The sequence below is a fragment of the Lentzea rhizosphaerae genome, assembly GCF_042649515.1.
GTDB classification, from domain to species: Bacteria; Actinomycetota; Actinomycetes; order Mycobacteriales; family Pseudonocardiaceae; genus Lentzea; species Lentzea aerocolonigenes.
The window spans coordinates 146,529-169,616 of sequence record NZ_JBHRZI010000010.1 but is presented as its reverse complement, the minus strand read 5'-3'; the positions used below and the strand labels follow the sequence as shown (position 1 = coordinate 169,616).

The 23,088-nt window shown below is 70.3% G+C and carries 4 protein-coding genes; all 4 read left to right on the top strand.

Going from position 1 to position 23,088, the window contains the following annotated elements:
- Nucleotides 1–87 precede the first annotated feature (87 nt).
- From ACFOWZ_RS06980 to ACFOWZ_RS06965, 4 genes are read left to right on the top strand one after another with little or no spacing between them, the layout of a single operon-like run.
- Nucleotides 88–19,713, top strand: coding sequence for an amino acid adenylation domain-containing protein (locus ACFOWZ_RS06980; RefSeq protein ID WP_382370333.1), 19,626 nt, complete (start codon nucleotides 88–90; stop codon nucleotides 19,711–19,713).
- A complete protein-coding gene (locus tag ACFOWZ_RS06975) occupies nucleotides 19,710–20,939 on the top strand; it encodes an MFS transporter (protein WP_382370331.1) in 1,230 nt (409 codons plus the stop codon). Before ACFOWZ_RS06980 ends, ACFOWZ_RS06975 begins: the two co-directional genes overlap by 4 nt.
- Nucleotides 20,936–22,138 (top strand): cytochrome P450, encoded by a 1,203-nt coding sequence (locus tag ACFOWZ_RS06970; RefSeq protein ID WP_382370329.1) that lies wholly within the window; start codon nucleotides 20,936–20,938, stop codon nucleotides 22,136–22,138. Before ACFOWZ_RS06975 ends, ACFOWZ_RS06970 begins: the two co-directional genes overlap by 4 nt.
- Nucleotides 22,135–22,887: a thioesterase II family protein gene (locus ACFOWZ_RS06965; protein WP_382370327.1), complete on the top strand. Its 753-nt coding sequence runs from the start codon at nucleotides 22,135–22,137 to the stop codon at nucleotides 22,885–22,887. Before ACFOWZ_RS06970 ends, ACFOWZ_RS06965 begins: the two co-directional genes overlap by 4 nt.
- The last annotated feature ends 201 nt before the right edge of the window (nucleotides 22,888–23,088 follow it).

The following is a 23,088-nucleotide window of genomic DNA, read 5'->3' as shown; positions in this document are numbered from 1 at the left end:
ACACGGCGTTCGGGGATGTACCCGAGTGCGCCTTTCGCTGCGGCGTCGACATCTTGGGCACGTCCGGGCACGGGAGGAACGAGGCAGATGAGCACCGGCGAGATCGAGCAGACTGGCACCGCCGCCCTCAGGGACGAACTCCTGCGCCGCCGGCTCAGCGGTGGGGTGCGCGGCAGGCGGCAGGGCATCGGTCGAGCCGACCGGTCCCTGCCGCTGCCGCTGTCCCACGGGCAGCAGCAGATGTGGTTCCTCAACCGGCTGGAACCCGACAGCGCCGAGTACCTGGTGCCGTTGGCGTTCCGCCTGCGCGGGACCCTGGACGCCTGGTCGCTCGAGCGGGCGTGGTCCGATCTCGTCGCCCGGCACGAGATCCTGCGCACCCGGTACGTGCTCGACGGCACCGAACCCGTCCAGGTGATCGACCCGCCGGTGCCGCTGGGGCTGCCGGTGGTCGAAGTGTCCGGTGTGGACGCTGCCGACGCCGTCGTCGCCGGCGAGGCGACCACGCCGTTCGACCTGGAGCACGACTGGCCGGTCCGCGCGAGGTTGTTGCGGCTCGCCGACGACGACCACGTCCTGACCCTCGTGTTCCACCACGTCGCGTTCGACGCCTGGTCCACCCGGATCGTCGGGGACGAGCTCAGTGCGCTGTACACGGCTTTCCTGGACGGGGAACCGTCGCCGTTGCCCCCGTTGTCGTCGCAGTACGCGGACTACGCGGCGTGGCAACGCGACGATGCCGCGTTGTCCCGGCAACTCGGCTACTGGCACCGGCAGCTCGCCGGTGTGGAGCCCACGGACCTGCCCGCCGACTTCGCACGTCCCCCGGTGCGCGACTCGTCGGGTGACGCGGTCTCGTTCGAGCTGCCCGCCGACCTGGCCGTGCGGATCAGGGAGGTGGGCCGGCGTCACGACGCGACGCCGTTCGTCGTGCTGCTCGCCGCGTTCCAAGCCCTCGTCGCCCGCTACACCGGGCAGACGGACGTGCCGGTCGGCACGACGGTCTCCGGCAGGACGCGCCCGGAGTTGCAGGGTCTCATCGGGTACGGCATCAACAACCTCGTGCTGCGCACGCGCTGGGACGGCGACCCGGCGTTCGGCGACCTGGTGGAGCAGGTCCGCGGCACGCTCGTCGACGCCTACGACCACCAGGCCGTCCCGTTCGCCCGGCTGGTCGACGACCTGCGGCCCGAACGGGACATGTCCCGCACCCCGCTGTACCAGATCGCGTTCACCATGCACGAGCGCGCGGGCGCGCCGTTCGCGATGCCCGGCCTCTCGGTGGAACCGCGCGAGGCAACCGGCCGTGTCGCGAAGTGCGACCTCGAGCTGCAGGTCAACGACCTCCCGGACGGCTCGTTCGCCGGTCAGTTCGTGTACGCGACGTCGTTGTTCGGCGAGGAGACCGTCCGGCGCATGGCGGGCCATCTGGTGCGGCTGCTGGAGTCCGCGCTGGCCGACGACACGACTCCGTTGTCCCGCTTGGAGATCCTCGACGCCGACGAGCTCGCGTTCGTCATCGGCTCGGGTGCGGTGGAGCCCGTGACCGACCGCGTGCACGCGTTGTTCGAGGCGCAGGTCGAGCGGACCCCGGACGCGGTCGCCGTCGTCGCCGGCGGCGTGTCGCTGACCTACGCGGAGCTCAACGCGCGCGCCAACCGTCTCGCGCACCACCTGCAGGGACTGGGCGTCGGTCCGGAGTCGCTCGTCGGTGTCTGCCTGGAACGCGGCGCGGACCTGCTGCCCGCACTGCTGGGCGTGCTGAAGTCCGGTGCGGGCTACGTGCCGCTGGACCCGGTGAACCCGGCTGACCGGCTGGGCTACGTGCTCGCCGACGCCGGTGTGCGGATCGTGGTGACCGACGCGTCGTCGCGCTCTCTGGTCGAAGGCGTGCACGACGGCGTGCTGGTCGACCTGGACTCGACGGCGTCGTGCCCGGTGACGAACCCCGAGTCGTCGTCCACTTCGGACAGCGTCATCTACGTGATCTACACGTCCGGGTCGACGGGCAAGCCCAAGGGCTGCGTGCTGACCCACGCGAACGTCGTGCGCCTCATGCGCACCGCTCAGGAGCACTACGAGTTCAGCGAGTCCGACGTGTGGTCGATGTTCCACTCGTACGCGTTCGACGTTTCGGTGTTCGAGATGTGGGGCGCGCTGCTGTTCGGCGGAACGCTGGTGGTGGTGCCGCGCGAGGTGACCCGCTCGCCGGAGGACTTCCTGGACCTGTTGGTGGACAACGAGGTCACCGTGCTGAGCCAGACGCCCTCGGCGTTCCGCTCGCTGGTCTCCGCCGCCGCCGACGGTGACGAGCGGATCGACCGGCTCGCGGTGCAGGTGGTCATCTTCGCCGGCGAGAAGCTGGAGATGCCGGAGCTGCGGCCGTGGGTGGCCCGCCGCGGTCTGCGGAGTCCCGTGCTCGCCAACATGTACGGCATCACCGAGACCACCGTGCACACGACGTACTACGAGGTCCAGGAGGGCGACCTCGCGGTCTCGGCGGGCAACCCCGTCGGGCGGCCGCTCAGCGACCTGCGCGTCCACCTGCTCGACCCGTTCGGCAACCCCGTGCCGATCGGTGTGCCGGGCGAGATCCACGTCGGTGGTCCGGGTGTGGCGCGTGGGTACCTGAACCGGCCGCAGCTCACGGCCGAACGGTTCGTGCCGGACCCGTTCGGCGCGCCGGGTTCTCGCCTCTACCGCAGTGGTGACCTGGCTCGCCGCCGGGCGGACGGCAGCCTCGACTTCCTCGGCCGCCTCGACCACCAGGTGAAGATCCGCGGCTACCGGATCGAGCTGGGGGAGATCGAGGTCGCGCTCGCCGCGCACCCCGGTGTCCGGGACGCGGTCGTGATCGCCCGTGACGAACGGCTCGTCGCGTACGTGGTGCCGTCCGGTGACGAGACTCCTGCCGACCTGCGTGAGGTGCTGGGACGCGACCTGCCGGAGTACATGGTGCCGGCCGCGTTCGTCACGCTCGGCGCGTTTCCCCTGACGCCCAACGGAAAGCTGGACCGGCGTGCCCTGCCCTCGCCGGACCTCGACGCGTTCGCCCGCGCGGAGTACGTCGCGCCGCGGACACCCGTCGAGGAACAGGTCGCCGGGGTGTGGGCCACCGCGCTGGAGGTCGAACGGGTCGGCGTGCACGACAGCTTCTTCGACCTCGGCGGCGACTCGATCCGCGCCGTCGCGCTCGTGGGTGCGCTGCGGGCGGAGGGTTTCGACCTCGCGGTGCGCGACGTGTTCGACCGCCGGACCGTGGCCGAGCTGTGCGAGCTGATCACCGGACGTACGGCGTTGTCCGCCGCGGACCAGGCCCTGGTGCAGCCGTTCTCGCTGATCTCCGAGTCCGACCGCGCGGCACTGCCGGACGGTGTCGTCGACGCGTACCCGTTGTCGCAGATCCAGACCGGCATGGTCATCGAGATGCTGGCCGACGACACCTCGAACAACTACCACAACTGCTCGTGCTTCCGGATCCTCGACGACAGGCCGTTCTCCTGGGAGGCGTTCGAGCGCGCCGCCGAGATCGTCGTGCAGCGGCACGACATGCTGCGCACCTCGGTGCACCTCACCGACTACTCGGTGCCGCTGCAGCTGGTGCACGCCACCGCGACGATGCCGGTCGGGCAGCGCGACATCAGCCACCTCGACGCCGACGGGCAGATGGCGTCGTTGCAGGACTTCGTGCGGGAACAACGGGCCACGCCGTTCGACCTCACCGCACCGACGCTGATGCGCTTCCACGCGCACCTCACCGGCACCGACAACTGGTGGATCTCCATCACCGAGTGCCACCCGGTGATGGAGGGGTGGAGCTACCACTCGTTGCTGATGGAGCTGCTCCGGCTCTACCGCGCCCTGCGCGACGGCGTCGAACCCGAGCCGTACGACCGGCCGGACGTCCGGTTCGCCGACTCCGTCGCCGCCGAGCTGGAGTCGCTCGCGTCCGGTGTGGACGGTGCCTACTGGCGTGACGTCGTCACCCGGTACCCGAAGGTCACGCTGCCCACCGGCTGGGGCGACGACCCGGACACCCCGCGCACCACTCACCACGTGCGGATCCCGTGGGACGACCTGGAGACCGGGCTGCGCTCGCTCGCCGCGACCGCCAAGGCCTCGCTGAAGAGCGTCATGCTGTCGGCCTACCTGAAGGTGATGAGCCAGCTGACCGACGCACCGTCGTTCCACGGCGGGCTGGTCTACGACGTGCGGCCGGAGGTGCTCGGCGCGGACCGGGTGTTCGGCATGTACCTCAACACGCTCCCGCTGCCGTTCGACCGCGGTGCGAGCACGTGGCTCGACCTGGTGCGGCAGGTGTTCGCGCAGGAGGTCGAGTCGTGGGCACACCGCAGGTACCCCTTGCCGGCGGTGCAACGCGAGCTCGGTGACGCGCAACGCCTGATCGACGTCTTCTTCAACTACCAGGACTTCCGCCAGGTCGACACGGACCTCGTGGACGCGGCCGTCGGCATCGACGACAGCCCCACCGAGTTCCCCCTCACGATCTCCTCGCGCAACAAGCACATCTTCCTCACCGCGAGCTCGCTGTCGCTGAGCCTCGCGAACACCGAGCGCATCGCGGCGATGTTCCGGGCGGTGCTCGCGGACATGGCCGCCGATCCGTTGCGGGACGCGCAGAAGACGTTCATCGGCGACGAGGAACGCGCGCTGACGCTCGGCGAGTGGGCGGTGAACCCGGTGCCGCCGGTGCAGCTGTGCACCTACGAGCTCTTCGAACAGCAGGTCGTCCGCACGCCGGACGCGATCGCGGTCGTCGCAGGCGACCGGCGGCTGACCTACGTGGAGCTGGACGTGCTGGCCAACCAGTACGCGCACCAGCTGCGGGCGATGGGCGTCGGCACGGAGTCGGTCGTCGGTGTCCTGCTCGACCGCGGGGTCGAGCTGCTCGCGTGCCTGCTGGGCGTGTGGAAGGCGGGTGGCGCGTACCTGCCGATGGACCCGTCGTTCCCGTCCGGTCGCGTCACCGGCATGCTCGCCGACGCCGATGCCGCCGTGCTCGTCACGCAGTCGGCGCACCTCGGCGACTTCGACGGCCGGACACTGGTCGTGGACGTCGACGACGTCTCGGACCTGCCGACGAGCCCGCCCGAGCGGGTCGCGGACCTCGACCGGCTCGCGTACGTGATCTACACGTCCGGCTCGACCGGGCGGCCCAAGGGCGTCCAGGTGCCGCACCGCGGCCTGGTGAACCACGTGCGCTGGGCCGTGGAAGAGCTCGCGTCGCAGGGAACCGGTGGCGCGCCGCTGTTCTCGTCCATCGCGTTCGACCTGGTGGTGCCGAACCTGTGGGCTCCGGTTCTCGCGGGGCAGGCGGTGCACATGGTGCCGCAGGACACCGACCTCGGGGCGTTGGGCGCGTACCTGGCGCGAACCGTGCCGTACAGCTTCATCAAGCTCACGCCCGCTCACCTGGAGGTGCTGACGCACCAGCTCACACCGGAGCAGGCGAACGGGCTCGCCTCCGTGCTGGTCGTCGCGGGCGAGGCGTTGACGCGCCGCGTGGTGACGGCGTGGCAGGAGCTCGCCCCGGACGTCCGGCTGGTCAACGAGTACGGGCCCACCGAGACGTCGGTCGGCACGTGCATCCACCCGGTCGAAGGGCCGGTCACCGCGGAGATCCAGCCCATCGGGCGGCCTCTGCCGAACGTGACGATGTACGTGCTGGACCGGCGGCTGGAGCCGGTACCGGTCGGTGTGCCGGGTGAGCTGTACGTCGGTGGCGCCGGTGTCGCGCGCGGGTACGCCGACCGGCCGGAGCTCACCGCCGAGCGCTTCCTGCCCGACCCCTACGGTCCTCCCGGTGCGCGGCTGTACCGCAGCGGTGACGTCGTGCGGGTGCTGCCGTCCGGTGACGTCGACTTCCTCGGTCGCGGCGACGGCCAGGTCAAGATTCGCGGCTACCGGGTCGAGCTCGGCGAGATCGAGGCCAGGATCGCCGAGGACCCGCGCATCACGGACGTGCGGGTCGTGCTGCGCGAGGACAACCCCGGCGAGAAGCAGCTCGTCGCCTACCTGGTCGCCGAGCAGACTCCCGACCCCGTCGAGCTGCGGGCCCGGCTCGAGCCCGTGCTGCCCGCGTACATGGTGCCGTCCGCCTTCGTGCCGCTCGACGCCATCCCGTTGAACGCCAACGGAAAGCTCGACCGCACCGCACTGCCCGCGCCAGGTGAGGACGCGTTCGCGCGAGCCACCGTCGTGGCGCCGCGCACTCCGCTCGAGGAGCGGGTCGCGGCGGTGTGGTCCGACGTCCTGGGATCGGACGTCCTGGGCGTGCACGACGACTTCTTCGAGCTCGGCGGCGACTCGATCCGCGCCGTGGCGTTGATCGGTGCCCTGCGCGGGGCCGGCCTCGACGTGTCGGTGAAGGACGTCTTCGAACACCGCACGATCGCCGCGCTGTGCGCACAGCTGTCCGGACGGGACGCGGCCGCGGCGGAGGAGTTCGTCCCGCCGTACGCCCTGATCTCGGACACCGACCGGGCCGCCCTGCCCGCCGGAACCACCGACGCGTACCCCCTGTCGCAGGTGCAGACCGGCATGCTGGTCGAGATGCTGGCCGACACCGGCCGCAGCAACTACCACAACGTCAACGTGTACGTGGTGCACGACGACCGGCCGTTCGACTTCTCGGCGTTCGAACGGGCCGTGGAGATCGTCGTCGCCCGGCACGACGTGTTGCGCACCTCGGTGCACCTCACCGACTTCTCGGTGCCGATGCAGCTCGTGCACGCCGGCGCCGCGACGCCGACGGGCTGGCGCGACCTGCGCTCGCTGGAGGTGCGGCAACGCCGGGCAGAGGTGTCGGACTTCGTGGCCGCCGAGCGGGCCGACGTGTTCGACCTGTCCGCCGGATCACCGCTGCTGCGGGTCTTCGCGCACGTCATGGCCGACGACGAGTGGCTGTGCTCGTTCACCCAGAACCACGCGGTGATGGACGGCTGGAGCAACCAGCTCTTCCTGATGGAGCTGGTGGAGTGCTACCGCCGCGTGCGGGACGACCTGGACGCCGAACGCCACGAGCCCGTGCCCGTGCGGTACGCGGACTTCGTCGCAGCCGAGCTGGCCGCGCTGGAGTCCGAAGAGGACGGTGCGTACTGGCGGCAGTTGGTCGACGAGCACGCCAAGTTCACGATTCCGGCCGGCTGGCACGGCGACCTGACGCAGCCGCGCGAGACCGTGCGTGCCGGAATCGACTTCGGCGACCTCGCGGACGGGCTGCGCACGCTGGCCGCCTCGGCCAAGGTGTCGATGAAGAGCGTGCTGGTGGCCGCGTACCTCAAGGTGATGAGCCAGCTGACCGACGAGCCCGCGTTCCACGTCGGGCTGGTCACGCACTCCCGGCCGGAGGCGTCCGGCGCCGACCGGTTGTACGGCAACTTCCTCAACACGCTGCCGTTCCCCGCGGATCGCACGGCGCGCACGTGGCGGGAGCTCGTGCGTCAGGTGTCCGATCGCGAGATCGAGGCCTGGGCGCACCGGCACTACCCGATGCCCGCCATCCGCAGGGGTGCCGACCGGCTCGTCGACGTGTTCTTCGGGTTCCTCGACTTCCACCGGCTCGACTCCGGCGTCGCCGAGGACGGCTGGGGCTTCAACGACGCCCCCAACGAGTTCGCGCTGGCCATCACCTCGCTGGGCGGCCTGCTGAGCATCAGCACCAACTCGCACGTGCTCAGCCAGGCCAACGCCGACCGCGTCGCCACGATGTTCCGGGTGGTGCTGGAGGCCATGGCGTCCGATGTGGACGGTGATGCGCTGGAGGTCTACCTGCCCGCGGCCGAACGGACGTGGCTGCGTGAACTGGGCGAGACGAGCCCGGTGCCCGTGACGGCGTGTGTGCACGAGCTGTTCGAGGCGCAGGTCGAGCGCACTCCGGACGCGGTCGCGGTCGTCGCGGGTGACGTGTCGCTGACGTACGCGGAGCTGAACGCGCGGGCGAACCGGTTGGCGCATCACCTGCGCGGGCTCGGTGTCGGTCCCGAGTCACTGGTCGGTGTGTCCCTGGAACGCGGCCCCGACCTGCTGCCGGCGCTGCTGGGCGTGCTGAAGTCCGGTGCGGGCTACGTGCCGTTGGATCCGGTGAACCCGCCGGAGCGGTTGCGGTACGTGCAGGACGATGCCGGAGTTTCCGTCGTCGTGACGTCGTCCACGTTGAGCGAACTGTCCGAGGGACCGGACACGAACCCGTCGCGGATCTCCGTGCCGGACAACGCCATCTACACGATCTACACGTCCGGGTCGACGGGCAAACCCAAGGGTGTGTGCCTCACGCACGCCAACGTCGTGCGGTTGATGGAGACCGCGCAGGAGCACTACGCGTTCGACGAGTCGGACGTGTGGTCGATGTTCCACTCGTACGCGTTCGACGTGTCGGTGTTCGAGATGTGGGGCGCGTTGCTGCACGGCGGAACGCTCGTGGTGGTGCCACGGGAGGTCACCCGCTCGCCGGAGGACTTCCTCGACCTGTTGGTGGACAACGGGGTCACCGTGCTCAGCCAGACTCCGTCGGCGTTCCGCTCGATCGTCACCAACGCGGACGACCCGAGGATCGACCGGCTCGCGGTGCGGGCGGTGATCTTCGCGGGTGAGAAGCTCGAGATGGCCGAGCTGCGGCCGTGGATCGACCGCGTGGGACTCGAACGGGTCGCGCTGGTCAACATGTACGGCATCACCGAGACCACGGTGCACACGACCTACCACCGGGTCACCGAGGCGGATCTGGTGTCGGGCAACGCGATCGGCAGGCCGTTGCACGACCTGTCGGTGCACCTGCTCGACAGTTCCGGTCATCTCGTGCCGATCGGTGTGCCGGGCGAGATCCACGTCGGTGGTCCGGGTGTGGCGCGTGGGTACCTGAACCGGCCGGAGCTGACGGCCGAACGGTTCGTGCCGGATCCGTTCGGCGCGCCGGGTTCCCGTCTGTACCGCAGCGGTGACCTGGCTCGCCGCCGGGCGGACGGCAGCCTCGACTTCCTCGGCCGCCTCGACCACCAGGTGAAGATCCGCGGCTACCGGATCGAGTTGGGGGAGATCGAGGTCGCGCTCGCCGCGCACCCCGGTGTCCGGGACGCGGTGGTGATCGCCCGCGACGAACGGCTCGTCGCGTACGTGGTGCCCGAGGCTCCGGACGACCTGCGTGAGACGCTCGCCAGCGCCCTGCCGGACTACATGGTGCCGTCGGCGTTCGTCGCGATCGAGTCGATTCCGCTGACCGCCAACGGGAAGCTCGACCAGCGCGCGTTGCCCGACCCCGACCAGGACGCGTTCGCCCGCACGGACTACGTGGCACCGCGCAACCCCGTCGAGGAGCGGATCAGCTCGGTCTGGCGTGACGTGCTCGGCGTGGACCGGGTGGGTGTGCACGACGGCTTCTTCGAGCTGGGCGGCGACTCGATCCGTGCGGTGCGGCTGGTCGGCGCACTGCGGGCGGGCGGCCTGGACGTCTCGGTGCCCGAGGTCTTCGAACACCGCACGGTGAGCGGCCTGGCTGCGGTGCTGGCCGGCAGGGACGGTCTCACCGGCACGCGCGGTCCGGTCGAGCCGTTCGAGCTGATCGGTGCCGCGGACCGGGAGAAGCTGCCGGACGGTGTCGTCGACGCCTACCCGATGTCGCTGGTGCAGACCGGCATGGTGGTCGAGATGCTGACCGGCGTCGACACCTACCGCAGCTTCGTGTCGTACCGGATCACCGACGACGGGCCGTTCTCCGCGGACGCGCTGCGGGAAGCGACGCGGATCGTCGTGTCACGGCACGACATGCTGCGGACGTCGTTCGACCTGTACACGTACTCGGTGCCGATGCAGGTCGTGCGTGGCGTCGTGGACGTCCCGGTGACGGTCCACGACCTGCACGGCCGCGACGACGACGCGTTGATGGAATCGCTGGTCCAGCAACGGAACTCGCGCTTCGAGCTGGACAGGGCGCCGCTGCTGCGGGTCGCCGCCCACGTCACGGACGACGAGGGCTGGTGGCTGTCGCTCTGCCGCCCGCACGCGGTCACCGAGGGCTGGAGCCACAACTGGCTGCTGGCCGAGCTGATCGACTGCTACCGGCGGCTGCGTTCGGGTGTCGCGCCCGCGCCGTACACCGCGCCCGAGGTCCGGTACGCCGACTACATCGCCGCCGAGCTGGCGTCACTGGAGTCCGAAGAGGACATCTCCTACTGGCGTGACGTCGTGAACACGCACACCCCGGTGTCGCTGCCCGAGTCGTGGCGTGGCGAGGAACCGGGCGAGAGCTACGACGTGCGCGTGCCGCTCGACGACATCGAGGCCTGCCTCACCGCCCTGGCGACCGAGCTGCACGTCTCGGTGAAGAGCATCCTGCTGGCGGCGCACGTCAAGGTGATGGGCCAGCTGACGGAGGCGCCGGCGTACCACGTCGGTCTGGTGTGCGACGCGCGGCCTGAGCTGCTCGGTGCGGACCGGGTGTACGGCATGCACCTCAACACCGTGCCGTTCGCGGCGGACCGCTCCGCGCGGACGTGGCGCGAGCTCGTGCTGGGGGTGTTCGACCGCGAGGTGGGACTGTGGCCGCACCGCCGGTACCCGATGCCCGCGATCCAGCGCGAGTGGCGTGGCGGACGGCTGGTGGACGTGGCGTTCAACTACGTGGACCTGCAGAAGGAGGAGTCGGCGGGACCGGACGTCGAGTCCCGGTACACGTTGTCGCAGACCGAGTTCGACCTGACGCTGCACTGCCGTCCGAACCGGTTGAACCTGACCACGAACACGCAGGTGCTGTCCCGTGAGGACGGTCAGCGGCTCGCCGAGATGTACCGGGCGGTGCTCGACGCGATGGTCGCCGACCCCGACGGCGACGCCCGCGTGACCTACCTGCCCTCCGGTGAGCGGAGGCGGTTGCTCATCGAGGCGTCCTCGACCGAGCGCGAACCGGTGGACCTGTGCGTGACGCACGAGTTCGAACGCTGGGCCGCGCTCACCCCGGACGAGATCGCCCTGACCGCCGACGACCGCGCCACGACCTACGGCGACCTCAACGCCGAGGTGAACCGGCTGTCCCGGCACCTCACCGAACTGGGCGTGGGCCCCGAGGTGCTGGTCGGGATCTGCCTCGAACGGTCCCCCGAGCTGATCACCGCCGTGCTCGCCGTGCTCAAGGCGGGCGGCGCCTACCTGCCGCTCGACCCGGAGACCCCGTCCGCGCGACTGGGTTTCATGCTCGCCGACGCGGACGCGAGGCTGCTGATCACGCGGAAGCCGTTGCTGGACACCGTGTCGCACGAGCGCACGGTGCTGGTCGACGAGGCAGGGGAGTGGTCTGCCCAGTCCTCGGACAACCCGGTCGCGCGGGCGACGCCGGACAACCTGGCGTACGTCATCTACACGTCCGGCTCGACCGGCCGTCCCAAGGGCGTGATGGTCCGGCGCGGCGGGATGGGCAACCACCTGCTCGCCAAGATCGAGGACCTCGGTCTCACCGCGGCCGACAGCGTGGTGCAGAACGCCTCGCCCACGTTCGACATCTCGGTGTGGCAGATGCTGGCGCCGCTGGTCGTCGGTGGCGTGGTGCGGGTGGTCGACGCGCACACCGCGCTCGACCCGGACGCGCTGTTCGGCGTGACCGCGCGCGAGCGGATCTCTGTGCTGGAGGTCGTGCCGTCCCTGCTGCGCACCGCTTTGCAGGCCAGGTCCACGCCCGCCCTGCCGCACCTGCGGTGGCTGATGGTCACCGGCGAGGCGCTGCCGCGGGAGCTGTGCACGCAGTGGTTCGAGAGGTTCCCGCGCATCCCGCTGGTCAACGCCTACGGCCCGACCGAGTGCTCGGACGACGTGACGCACGCGTTCCTGTCCGGTGAGCTGCGCGGGCACAGGGTCCCGATCGGCGAGTCCATCCGCAACACCCGGCTGTACGTGCTGGACGCCCGGCTGGAGCCGGTGCCGGCCGGTGTCGCCGGTGAGCTGTTCGTCGGCGGCCTCGGTGTCGGTCGCGGCTACCTGAACCGGCCCGGCCTCACGGCAGAGCGGTTCGTCCCGGACCCCTTCGGGCCTGCGGGAACGCGGCTCTACCGCACCGGCGACCTGGTGAGCTGGCGGCCCGACGGTGCGCTGGACTTCCTCGGCAGGATCGACGACCAGGTCAAGGTGCGCGGGCACCGGATCGAGCTCGGCGAGATCGAGGCCGAACTGGCCGCGGCCGACGAGGTCGGACAGGCGCTGGTGATGGTGCGCGACGACCGGCTCGTCGCCTACTACACGGCGGTCGCCGAGGTGTCCCGCGAGACGCTGCGCGACCGGCTCGCCGCCACGCTGCCCGACTACATGGTGCCCGCGGCGTTCGTGCTGATGGACGAGTTCCCGTTGACGCCCAACGGGAAGCAGGACCGCAAGGCGCTGCCCGCTCCCGGTGACGACGCGTTCGCCCGTGGTGAGTACCTCGCGCCGCGCACACCGGTGGAGGCGCGCGTCGCCGAGATCTGGCGCACGTCGCTCGGGCTGGAACGGGTCGGCGTGCGAGACGGGTTCTTCGACCTCGGCGGTGACTCGATCCGTGCCGTCGCACTGGTCGGCGCGTTGCGTGCGGACGGGTTCGACGTCGCCGTGCGCGACGTCTTCGAGGCACGCACGGTGGAGAGCCTGTGCCGGATGATCTCCGGCCGTGACGTGGCGAGCGAGGACGTGTTCGTCGCACCGTTCGAGCTGATCTCCGCCGACGACCGGGCCGCGTTGCCCGAGGACGTGGTGGACGCCTACCCGGTGGGCCGCACGCAGCTCGGCATGATCATCGAGATGCTGGCCGACGACGGCCGCCACCCGTACCACATCATCAACACGTTCCGGGTCACCGAACCCGAGCCGCTCGTGCCCGCCGCGCTGGAGGCGGCGGCCCGGGTTCTCGCCGACCGGCACGAGGTGCTGCGGACGTCGTTCCGGCTCACGGGTTTCTCCGTGCCGCTGCAGCTGGTGCACCGGGCGGTGGACCTCCCCGTCGAGCTCAGGGACGTGCGCGGACTGTCCGAAGAGGACCTGGGCCGCGTCCGGCAGGAGCTCGCCGCGGAACAGCGTGCCGCCCTGTTCGACGTGGCACGGGCGCCGCTCATGCGGATCATCGCGCACGTCGAGAGCGACGACGCGTGGTGGGTGACGTTCACCCAGTCGCACGCGATCACCGAGGGCTGGAGCTACCACCTGCTCCTGATGGAGCTGCTGGACGTCTACCGGGCGATCCGCGACGGCCAGGAACCCGCGCCGTACGACCGGCCGCGGGTGCGCTTCGCCGACACCATCGCGGGAGAGCTGGCCGCGCTGCGGTCCGACGCCGACCGCGCGTACTGGCGGGACGTCACGACCTCGCAGGTCCCGGTTTCGATGCCGCCGGAGTGGGCGGGCGACTCCGACGAGCGCGTGTACGTCGAGGTGCCGTTCGAGGACCTCGGCGAGTCGCTGCGATCGCTCGCGGCAACGGCCGGCGTGTCGATGAAGAGCGTGCTGCTGGCCGCGCACCTGAAGGTGATGGGGCAGGTCACCGACGAACCCGCGTACCACACGGGCCTGGTGTGCGACGTGCGTCCGGAGACGGTCGGTGCGGACCGGGTGCCCGGCATGTACCTCAACACGTTGCCGATGGGTGTCGACCGCAGCGCGCGGACGTGGCGCGAGCTCGTCACGCAGGTGTTCTCGCGTGAGGTCGAACTGTGGGCGCACCGGCGTTACCCGATGCCCGCGGTGCAGCACGAGTGGGGCGGCGGACGCCTGATCAACGTGCTGTTCAACTACCTCGACTTCCACCAGGTCGACACCGACAGGGTGGCCACCGGGACGCGGATGAACATCGGTCCCAACGAGTTCGACCTGTCGATCTTCAACCGGGGCGACCGGCTCTGGGTGAACTCGCACGAGCGGGTCCTCAGCCGCGCCAACACCGAACGCCTCGCCGGGATGTACCGCTCGGTGCTGGAGGCCATGGCGTCCGATGTGGACGGTGACGCCCGCGCGGTGCACCTGCCGCACGGAGAGCGCGAGCGGTTGCTGGAGCAGGCGACGAGGGGCACGGCGTCCGCCGGGCTCGTCACGTCCTGCGTGCACGAGCTGTTCGAGGCGCAGGTCGAGCGCACTCCGGACGCGGTCGCGGTCGTCGCGGGTGACGTGTCGCTGACGTACGCGGAGCTGAACGCGCGGGCGAACCGGTTGGCGCATCATCTGCGCGGGCTCGGTGCCGGCCCGGAGCAGCTGGTCGGTGTGTGCCTGGAGCGTGGTCCGGATCTGTTGCCGGCGCTGCTGGGCGTGTTGAAGTCCGGTGCGGGTTACCTGCCGTTGGATCCGGTGAACCCGCCGGAGCGGTTGCGGTACGTGCAGGACGATGCCGGAGTCTCCGTCGTCGTGACCTCGTCGATGTTGAGCGAGCTGCCCGACGGGCCAGAGACCAATCCTGTTCGCGTGTCGGTGCCGGACAACCTCATCTACACGATCTACACGTCCGGGTCGACGGGCAAACCCAAGGGCGTGTGCCTCACGCACGCCAACGTCGTGCGGTTGATGGAGACCGCGCAGGAGCACTACGCGTTCGACGAGTCCGACGTGTGGTCGATGTTCCACTCGTACGCGTTCGACGTGTCGGTGTTCGAGATGTGGGGCGCTCTGCTGCACGGCGGAACGCTCGTGGTGGTGCCACGGGAGGTCACCCGCTCGCCCGAAGACTTCCTCGACCTGTTGGTGGACAACAGGGTCACCGTGCTCAGCCAGACTCCCTCGGCGTTCCGCTCGATCGTGGCGGCCGCCGCCGACGGTGACGAGCGCATCGGCAGGCTGGCCCTGCGGGCCGTGGTCTTCGCCGGTGAGAAGCTCGAGATCGCCGAGCTGCGACCGTGGATCGAGCGCGTCGGTCTCGGCAGGGTCGCGCTGGTCAACATGTACGGCATCACCGAGACGACGGTGCACACCACGTACCACCGGCTGGCCAAGCGCGACACCGTGCCCGGCGCGGGGAACCCGATCGGCAGGCCGTTGAGCGACCTGACCGTGCACCTGCTGGACGCGTACGGCAACCTCGTGCCGGTCGGGACGCGCGGCGAGATCCACGTCGGCGGTCCCGGTGTGGCACGGGGTTACCTGAACCGGCCGGAGCTCACGGCCGAACGGTTCGTGCCGGATCCCTTCGGCGCGCCCGGTTCCCGCCTGTACCGCAGCGGTGACCTGGCCGTGCGCCGGCCGGACGGCAGCCTGGAGTTCGCCGGGCGTGCCGACGACCAGATCAAGATCCGCGGTTACCGGGTCGAGCTGGGTGAGATCGAGACGGCGCTGCTCGGGCACCCGAGTGTGCGTGAGGCGGTGGTCGTCCTGCGGGACGAGAGCCTCGTCGGCTACGTCGTCCCCGCCGGTGAGCTGGATCCCGGCGAGCTGCGGGCGTGGCTCGGGCAGTCGTTGCCCGACTACATGATCCCCGCCGCGTACCCCGTGATCGACCGCATTCCGCTCACGCCCAACGGGAAGCTGGACAAGCGGGCGTTGCCGGCTCCTGACCGGGGCGCGTTCGCGGGCGCGGACTTCGTCGCTCCCGTGACACCGCTCGAGGAACGGGTCGCCGCGATCTGGCGCCAGGTGCTCGGGGTCGACCGGGTCGGTCTGGCCGACGGGTTCTTCGACCTCGGCGGCGACTCGATCCGCGCGGTGATGATCGTGGGCGACATGCGGGCGGCCGGTGTGCTGGTGACCGCGCTCGACGTGTTGCGGCACCAGACGATCTCGGCGCTGCTCGCCCGCTCGTCCGGAACCGCCGCGGTGGAGCCGGTTGCGCCGTTCTCACTGCTGTCCGCCGCCGACCGCGAGCTGGTGCCGTCCGGTCTCGTCGACGCCTACCCGTTGACCCAGACGCAGACCGGCATGCTCGCCGAGATGCTGTCCGGGGACGGCCCGCGCAGCTACCACCGGGTGGCGTCGGTGCGGATCGGCGCGGAGGAGCCGTTCTCGCGGGACGCGCTGCACCGGACGCTGGAAATCCTGGTCGCACGGCACGACGCGCTGCGGACGTCGGTGGACACCGAACGGTTCTCCGTGCCGATGCAGCTCGTGCACGCATCCGCCGAGGTGCCGTTGAAGGTCGTCGACCTGACCACGGCCGCTGATGCGGACGCCGTTGTCCGCGCGGCGTTGCGTGCCGAGAGCGAGACCCTGATCCCACACGCCCAGGCGCCTTTGCTGAGGGTGTGCGTGCACCGGCTGGCGGGTGGGGAGTGGCAGCTCACGATCACCCAGTCGCACGTGGTCATCGACGGCTGGACGTTCAACACGCTGCGCTCCGAACTGCTGGAGACCTACCGAGCGTTGCGCGACGGTGCCGACCTGCCCGCCTTCACCCCTCCGGTGCTGCGGTACGCCGACACCGTCGCCGCCGAGCTGCGCGCTCTGGAGTCCACTGAGGACCGTGCGTACTGGCGGGGCGTCGTCGACGGGTACGAGCGGTTCACGCTGCCGGACGGCTGGGGTGAGGCCGGAGACGGCTACCAGCTCCGGGTGCCGCTCGACGACCTGCCCGTCAGGGAGGCCGCGTCCAGGATCGGTGTGTCGGTCAAGAGCGTGTTGCTGGCCGCGCACCTCAAGGTGCTGAGCCGACTGACGTCCGCGCGGCGGTTCTGCTCGGGGCTCGTGACCCACTGCCGTCCCGACGGCGGCGACCGGGTGTACGGCACCCACCTCAACACCGTGCCGTTCCCGGTGGAGCTGTCCGCGCCCACGTGGGCCGGTCTCGTCCGGCAGGTGTTCGACCGTGAACTGGAAGCGTGGCCGCACCGGCACTTCCCGATGCCCGCGATCCAGCACGACCTCGCCGGCGGTGGCCGTCTCGTGCAGGTGTACTTCAGCTACGAGGACTTCGGCACGCTCGACGTCGCGGGTGACCCGACCGAGGGCTTCAGCCGCGACGAGTTCCCACTGGCCGTCACCGCGTCCGACGCCTGCCTGTTCCTCGCCTGCGACTCGGCCTTCGTCAGCAGGGCGAACGGCGAACGGCTGGCGGAGATGTACCGGGCGGTGCTGGAGGCGATCGTCGCGGACGTCGACGGCGACGCGCGACAGGCGCTCCTGCCCGCCGGTTCACTCGCGCTGCCGGCCGGACCGGCCTCGTCGATGACCAGCTGCGCTCTCGACAGGTTCGAGGAACACGTTGCTGCCACGCCAGATGCGCCGGCGGTGATCTACGACGGCACCGCGGTGTCCTACGCGGCGCTCGATGCGCGGGCGAACCGCATCGCGCACCGGTTGCGCGCGGCGGGAGTGGGCACAGAGTCGGTCGTCGGCGTGCTCGTCGGCAGGGGCGTGGATCTCGTGGCGTCGCTGCTGGGGGTGTGGAAGACGGGCGCGGCCTACGTCCCGCTCGACCCTTCGTTCCCGCCGGTGCGGCTGACCGAGATGCTGCGCGACTGCGCCGCGCTGGTCACCGAGTCGGTGTGGGCGGTGGACTTCGGCGGACACCGGCTGGTGGTCGACGTCGAGCCGCTCGACGACCTCCCGGCCGACGCACCCGTGCGCAGCACCGACCTCGACCGGCTGGCGTACGTCATCTACACGTCCGGGTCGACCGGCCGTCCCAAGGGCGTGCAGGTCACGCACCGGGGCCTGGCCAACTTCCTGTCGTACGTGGGTTCGGAGTACCTGGTCGACCGGGGCGCACCGCTGTTCGCCTCGATCGCGTACGACATGGTCGTGTCCAATGTGTACGGACCGCTGACCTCGGGGCTGCCGTTGTCCGTGGCACCACGGGACCTGGACCTCGACGCGCTGGGCTCGTGGCTCGCGGAGCACGGACCGTTCGACTTCATCGAGCTGACGCGCAGCCACCTCGAGCTGGTCACCGGTCAGGTGAGCGGCGTGCTGGCGAGGGACCTGGTGGTCGGTGGCGAGGCCGTTTCCGGTCACGTGGTCGCCGAGGCCCGCGCGCTGGTCGACGGCCGGGTGGTGAACTCCTACGGGCCCACCGAGATCACGGTGACGTCCAACGAGTTCACGGTTCCGCCCGGCCACGACGGCGGCGTGGTGCCGATCGGCACGCCGTTGCCCGGCGTGACCAGCTACGTGCTGGATTCCTGGCTGGAGCCGGTGCTTCCCGGCGTGCCGGGTGAGCTGTACGTCGGTGGAACCGGTGTGGCCCGCGGTTATCTGGGTCAGCCGGAGATGACGGCCGATCGGTTCGTCCCGGATCCCTTCGGTGCTCCCGGCTCCCGGCTGTACCGCACCGGTGACCTGGCGCGGGTGCTGCCGTCCGGCGATCTCGACTTCCTGGGCCGCGGCGACGGGCAGGTGAAGATCCGCGGGTTCCGGGTGGAGCTCGGCGAGATCGAGGCACTGCTCGCCCAGCGGGTCGACGACGTGCGCGTCGTCCTCGACGGGCAACGGCTGATCGCCTACGTCGTGGGCGAACAGCAGGAGCTGCGCGGGTGGTCGTCCGAACGGCTGCCCGCGCACATGGTCCCGGCCGCGTTCGTGTGGATCGACCAGATCCCGCTGACCGCCAACGGAAAGCTCGATCGGCGCGCGTTGCCCGCACCGGACGGCGAGTCGTTCGCGCTGCGGCCCTACCAGGAACCGATCACGGACACCGAGCAGTGGCTGGCGGACCTCTGGAGCGAGCTGCTCGGCGTCGAACGGGTCGGTGGCCTGGACCGGTTCTTCGAGTTGGGCGGGCATTCGATCCTGGTGTTCGGGGTGATCGCCGCCGCCCGGCGCACGGGCAGGACGTTGTCGCTGCTGACGATGTACCAGGACGACAGCCTCGCCGCCGTGGCGTCCGCGATCGACCGCGCCAGGCCCGCCCGGATCGAGGTACCGGGCGATGTGCCCGGTGCGAGCATCGCGGTCATCAGGAACGGTGCGCTGGCCGAGGTGCGGATCAGGGGCGAGGTGACCACGGACACGATCTTCCAGGTCGGTTCGCTGAGCAAGCCGGTGACCGCGTTCGCCGTGTTGCGCCTGGTGGAGCAGGGAGTTCTTGACCTCGACGAGGACGTCAACGGCTACCTGACCGGGTGGTCCGCGCCCGCGTCCATGACGTTGCGGCACCTGCTCAGCCACATGTCCGGGCTGGAGCCGACACCGAGTACCGGACATCCCCGTGGCAAGGAGGTGCCGGCGCTCGTCGAGTTGCTGGCGGCGACCAGGCTGGGGGTGCCACCGGGAACCCTGTTCCGCAAGGCCAACATCCACTACTCGGTGGTGCAGCAACTGCTCGTCGACGTCACCGGGCGATCGTTCGCCGAGCTGATGCGCGACCTGGTGTTCACCCCGCTCGGCATGACGAACAGCGGGTTCGGCCACACGTTCCCGGACGGCAGGGACGTGGCGCCCGGACACGACGAGGAAGGCCGCCCGATCGACGGCGGCTGGCTGTTGTGGCCCGACGAGGCCGCGGCCGGTCTCTGGACGACCTCGACCGATCTGGCCGTGTTCCTGCTGGAGATCCGGAAGTCGTACCTCGGCGAACCAGGCGGATTGCTGCCACGGGAGCTGGCCCGGGAGATGCTGACGCCGCAACACAGGCACACCGCTTACGGCCTCGGTGTCGTCGTCGACGACTTCGGCACGGACGTCCAGTTCGGGCACGGTGGCACGGGCGGCGGCTACCACGCGATGGCCATGTGCCGCATCGGTCAGGGCACCGGCTTCGTGGCGCTGACGAACTCGGACGCGGGTGCGAGCGTGATCAAGAAGTACACCTCGCTGCTCGACGGTGATCTGTGAGCGTCACGGAGACGCGGCCGCTGCGGCACAACCGGGACTTCCGGCTGCTGTGGGCGGGCGCGGGGATCTCCGCGCTGGGCGGCACGATCACCAGCGTCACGTATCCGTTGCTGATGATCTGGTACGGCGGATCGCCCGTCCAGGCCGGGCTCGTCGGCTTCGCGGCGCTGCTGCCGATGCTGCTGCTCCAGCTGCCCGCCGGGGTGTTCGTCGACCGCTGGGACCGGCGCCGCGTGATGATCGTCTGCGACGCCGTGTCGTTCGTGTCGATCGGCAGCGTGGCGATCTCGTTGCTGTTCGGGACGTTGTGGTTGCCGCACCTGCTCGTCGTCGCGTTCCTGGAGGGCAGCGCGCAGATCTTCTACCGCCTCTCCGAACGCGCGGCGGTGCGCAACGTCGTGCGTCCCGAGCACCTGCCGGCCGCGCTGTCCCAGAACGAGGCACGCAGCCGTGCCGCGGGCCTGCTCGGCCAGCCGCTCGGCAGTGCGCTGTTCGCGTTGGTGCGCTGGGCACCGTTCGTCTTCACCGCGATCGGTCACCTCATCGCGTTGGTCACCTTGCTGTTGATCCGCAAGGAGTTCCAGACCACGCGCGAGAGCGGGCGGCGCGATGTGCGGGCCGAGATCGCCGAGGGCGTCGGATGGCTGCTGCGGCAACGGTTCCTGCGGTCCGCCGTGCTGCTGGTGGGCTGCACCAACATCCTGTTCCAGATCCTGTCGCTGAGCCTCGCCGTGACGATCAAGAACCACGGCGGCTCTCCCGCCGTGATCGGTGTCATCGGCGCGGCGTCCGGTGTCGGTGGCGTGCTCGGCGCGATGAGCGGGTCCTGGTTCGTGCGCAGGCTCCGGCCCGGCGTGGTGATCATCGTCGTGTTCGCCGTGTGGGCGGCGTTCATGCCGTTGATCGCGCTGACCGCGAACCCGGTGCTGCTCGGCGCGGTGTTCGCGGGAATGTCGTTCGCCGGTGCGCTGATCAACGTGATGGCGGGCGTGTACCAGGTGCAGGTCACCCCCGACGAGATGCAGGGCAGGGTCGGCAGCGTGGCCGGACTGCTCAGCTCGGGCGCGAACTCGTTCGGCGCGCTGACCGCCGGATTCCTGCTGGCCTCGCTGAGCGTCGGCAGCACCGTGCTCGGTGTGAGCGCCGTGATGGCCCTGTTGGCCGTGACCGCCTGGCTCACGCCCGTCATCCGCACCACGCAGTACCGCGAAGGAGTGAGCACGTGACGAAGTCGATCGAGACGCCGAGCCTGTTCAGCCAGTACGGGCAAACCGACCCGTACCCGCTCTACCGGCGGCTGCGCGAGCTCGGTCCGGTGCACTGGGACGAGTGGATGCGCACCTGGATCGTGCTGGGCCACCAGGAGATCACCCAGCTGTCCAAGGACCCGCGGCTGTCCGGTGCGCGGATCGAGTCGTTCTACGAGCAGCTCCCCGCCAGCGCCCGCACCGGGCTGGCGACGCTGAAGGACGCCCTGGCGCCCATGATGCTGTTCAACGAACCGCCCCGGCACACCCGGCTGCGGCAGCTGTTGCGTCCCGGCCTGACACCGCGGTTCATCAAGGAGATCCGCTCCGTGATCACCGCGCGGGTCGACGAGCTGCTCGACGAGGCCGCGGAGCGCGGCGGGATGGACGTGATCGCGGACTTCTCCGAACCGCTGACCCGTGACGTGATCACCCAGCTCGCGGGCGTTCCCGAACGCGGCGCGCACCTGCTGGAGAGCTGGCAGGGACTGCTGCACGAGTTCTTCACCCAGTCCCGCAGGGAGGTGCCGCGGATCGCCGCACTGCGCGGGCTGTTCGACGAGGGCGCCCAAGCCCGCCGCGACGGCACCGGCACCGACCTGTTCACGAAGATGGTCTCCGGTCAGCTCGCACGCGACGAGTACACGGAGGACGAGATCTTCGCGAACTTCCTGCTGCTCATCGACGCGGGCCAGGCGACGACCACACACCTGATCGGCAACGCCGTGCTCGCCCTGGTCGAGCACCCGGACCAGCAGACCCTGTTGCGCGACCAGCCGTCGCTCGCCGCCAACGCCGCGCACGAGTTCATGCGCTACGACAGCTCCGTGCAGTTCACCAGCCGCGTCGCCCTGGAGGACGTCGAGATCGCCGGGCACCGGATCGAACGCGACCAGTCCGTCGCGCTGGTGCTCGGCGCCGGCAACCGCGACCCGCTGCGGTACGAGTCTCCCGACCTGCTGGACGTGACCCGGAAAGCACACGACCACCTGTCGTTCGGGCACGGCATCCACTACTGCCTCGGTGCTTCGCTCGCCCTGGCCGAGATCGAGATCGCGATCTCCCGTCTGTTGCAACGGTTCTCTTCGCTGACGCTGGTGGACTCCTCACCCGCGTGGCTGGAGAGCATCAACTTCCGGTTCCTCAAGCGCCTGCCCATCACCGTGGAGGAGCAGTGAAGTCCTTCCGCTCCTTCCTGCCCCGGCCGCAGGCACCACGCCAGCTGGTGTGCTTCCCCCACGCGGGCGGCGCGGCGAGTGCGTTCCGCGGCTGGGCCGAGCTCGTCGGCCCCACCACCGAGGTCGTGGCCGTGCAGTACCCGGGACGTCAGGACCGGTTCGGCGACCCGCTGCCGGAGAACATCCCCTCGCTCGCCAGGTGGATCGCGGACGAGATCGAACCTCGGCTGATCCGGCCGACCGCGTTCTTCGGGCACAGCATGGGTGCCACCGTGGCGTTCGAGGTGGCCAGACGTCTTCAGCCCAGGTTCCCGTCCCGGCTGGCGAGGCTGTACGTCTCGGCCTGCGACGCACCACCGGCACACCACAGGCGCACCACCGACTTCGCCGACGAGGAGATCCGCGACTACGTCCGTTCCCTCGGTGGCGCCGGCGCGGCGCTCCTGGAGGACGACGACCTGTGGCAACTCTCGCTTCCGGCACTGCGCAACGACTTCCGGATGATCGAGACCTACCGGTACCTCGCCGCCGCACCGCTGACCTGTCCGGTCACCGCGATCGCCGGGGACACCGACGCCTCGGTGTCGCTCGCCGACGTCCAGCGGTGGCAGGAGCTCACCATCGGCCCGTTCGACGCGGTCGTCCAACCCGGCGGCCACTTCTACTTCGACGACTCGGCCGCAGGGCTGGCCGAGCTCTTCCGCGACGACTCCCGCTGGCCCGTTCCCGCTCGGATAGTCGAAGTATAGGTCGAGTATCGGGGACGCCGGGAAGTTCGAGCGTGGCAACCCGTCCACCTGCGACTGCCCGCCCGGAGGGTCCGTTGAGGTCTTGCACCGGCTCCACAGACCGGCACCGCTGGTGCGGCGTGGCCTGTGGACGCCGTGTCGCCCCCGGGGCGACACAACTGTTCCTGCCCTGCCCCGCAAGGGTCCGGTTCCTCCCCGCGC

What these genes read in the sequence shown, in the direction of transcription:
- ACFOWZ_RS06980 (WP_382370333.1), top strand. Translation starts at nt 88, where the DNA reads ATGAGCACCGGCGAGATCGAGCAGACTGGCACCGCCGCCCTCAGGGAC.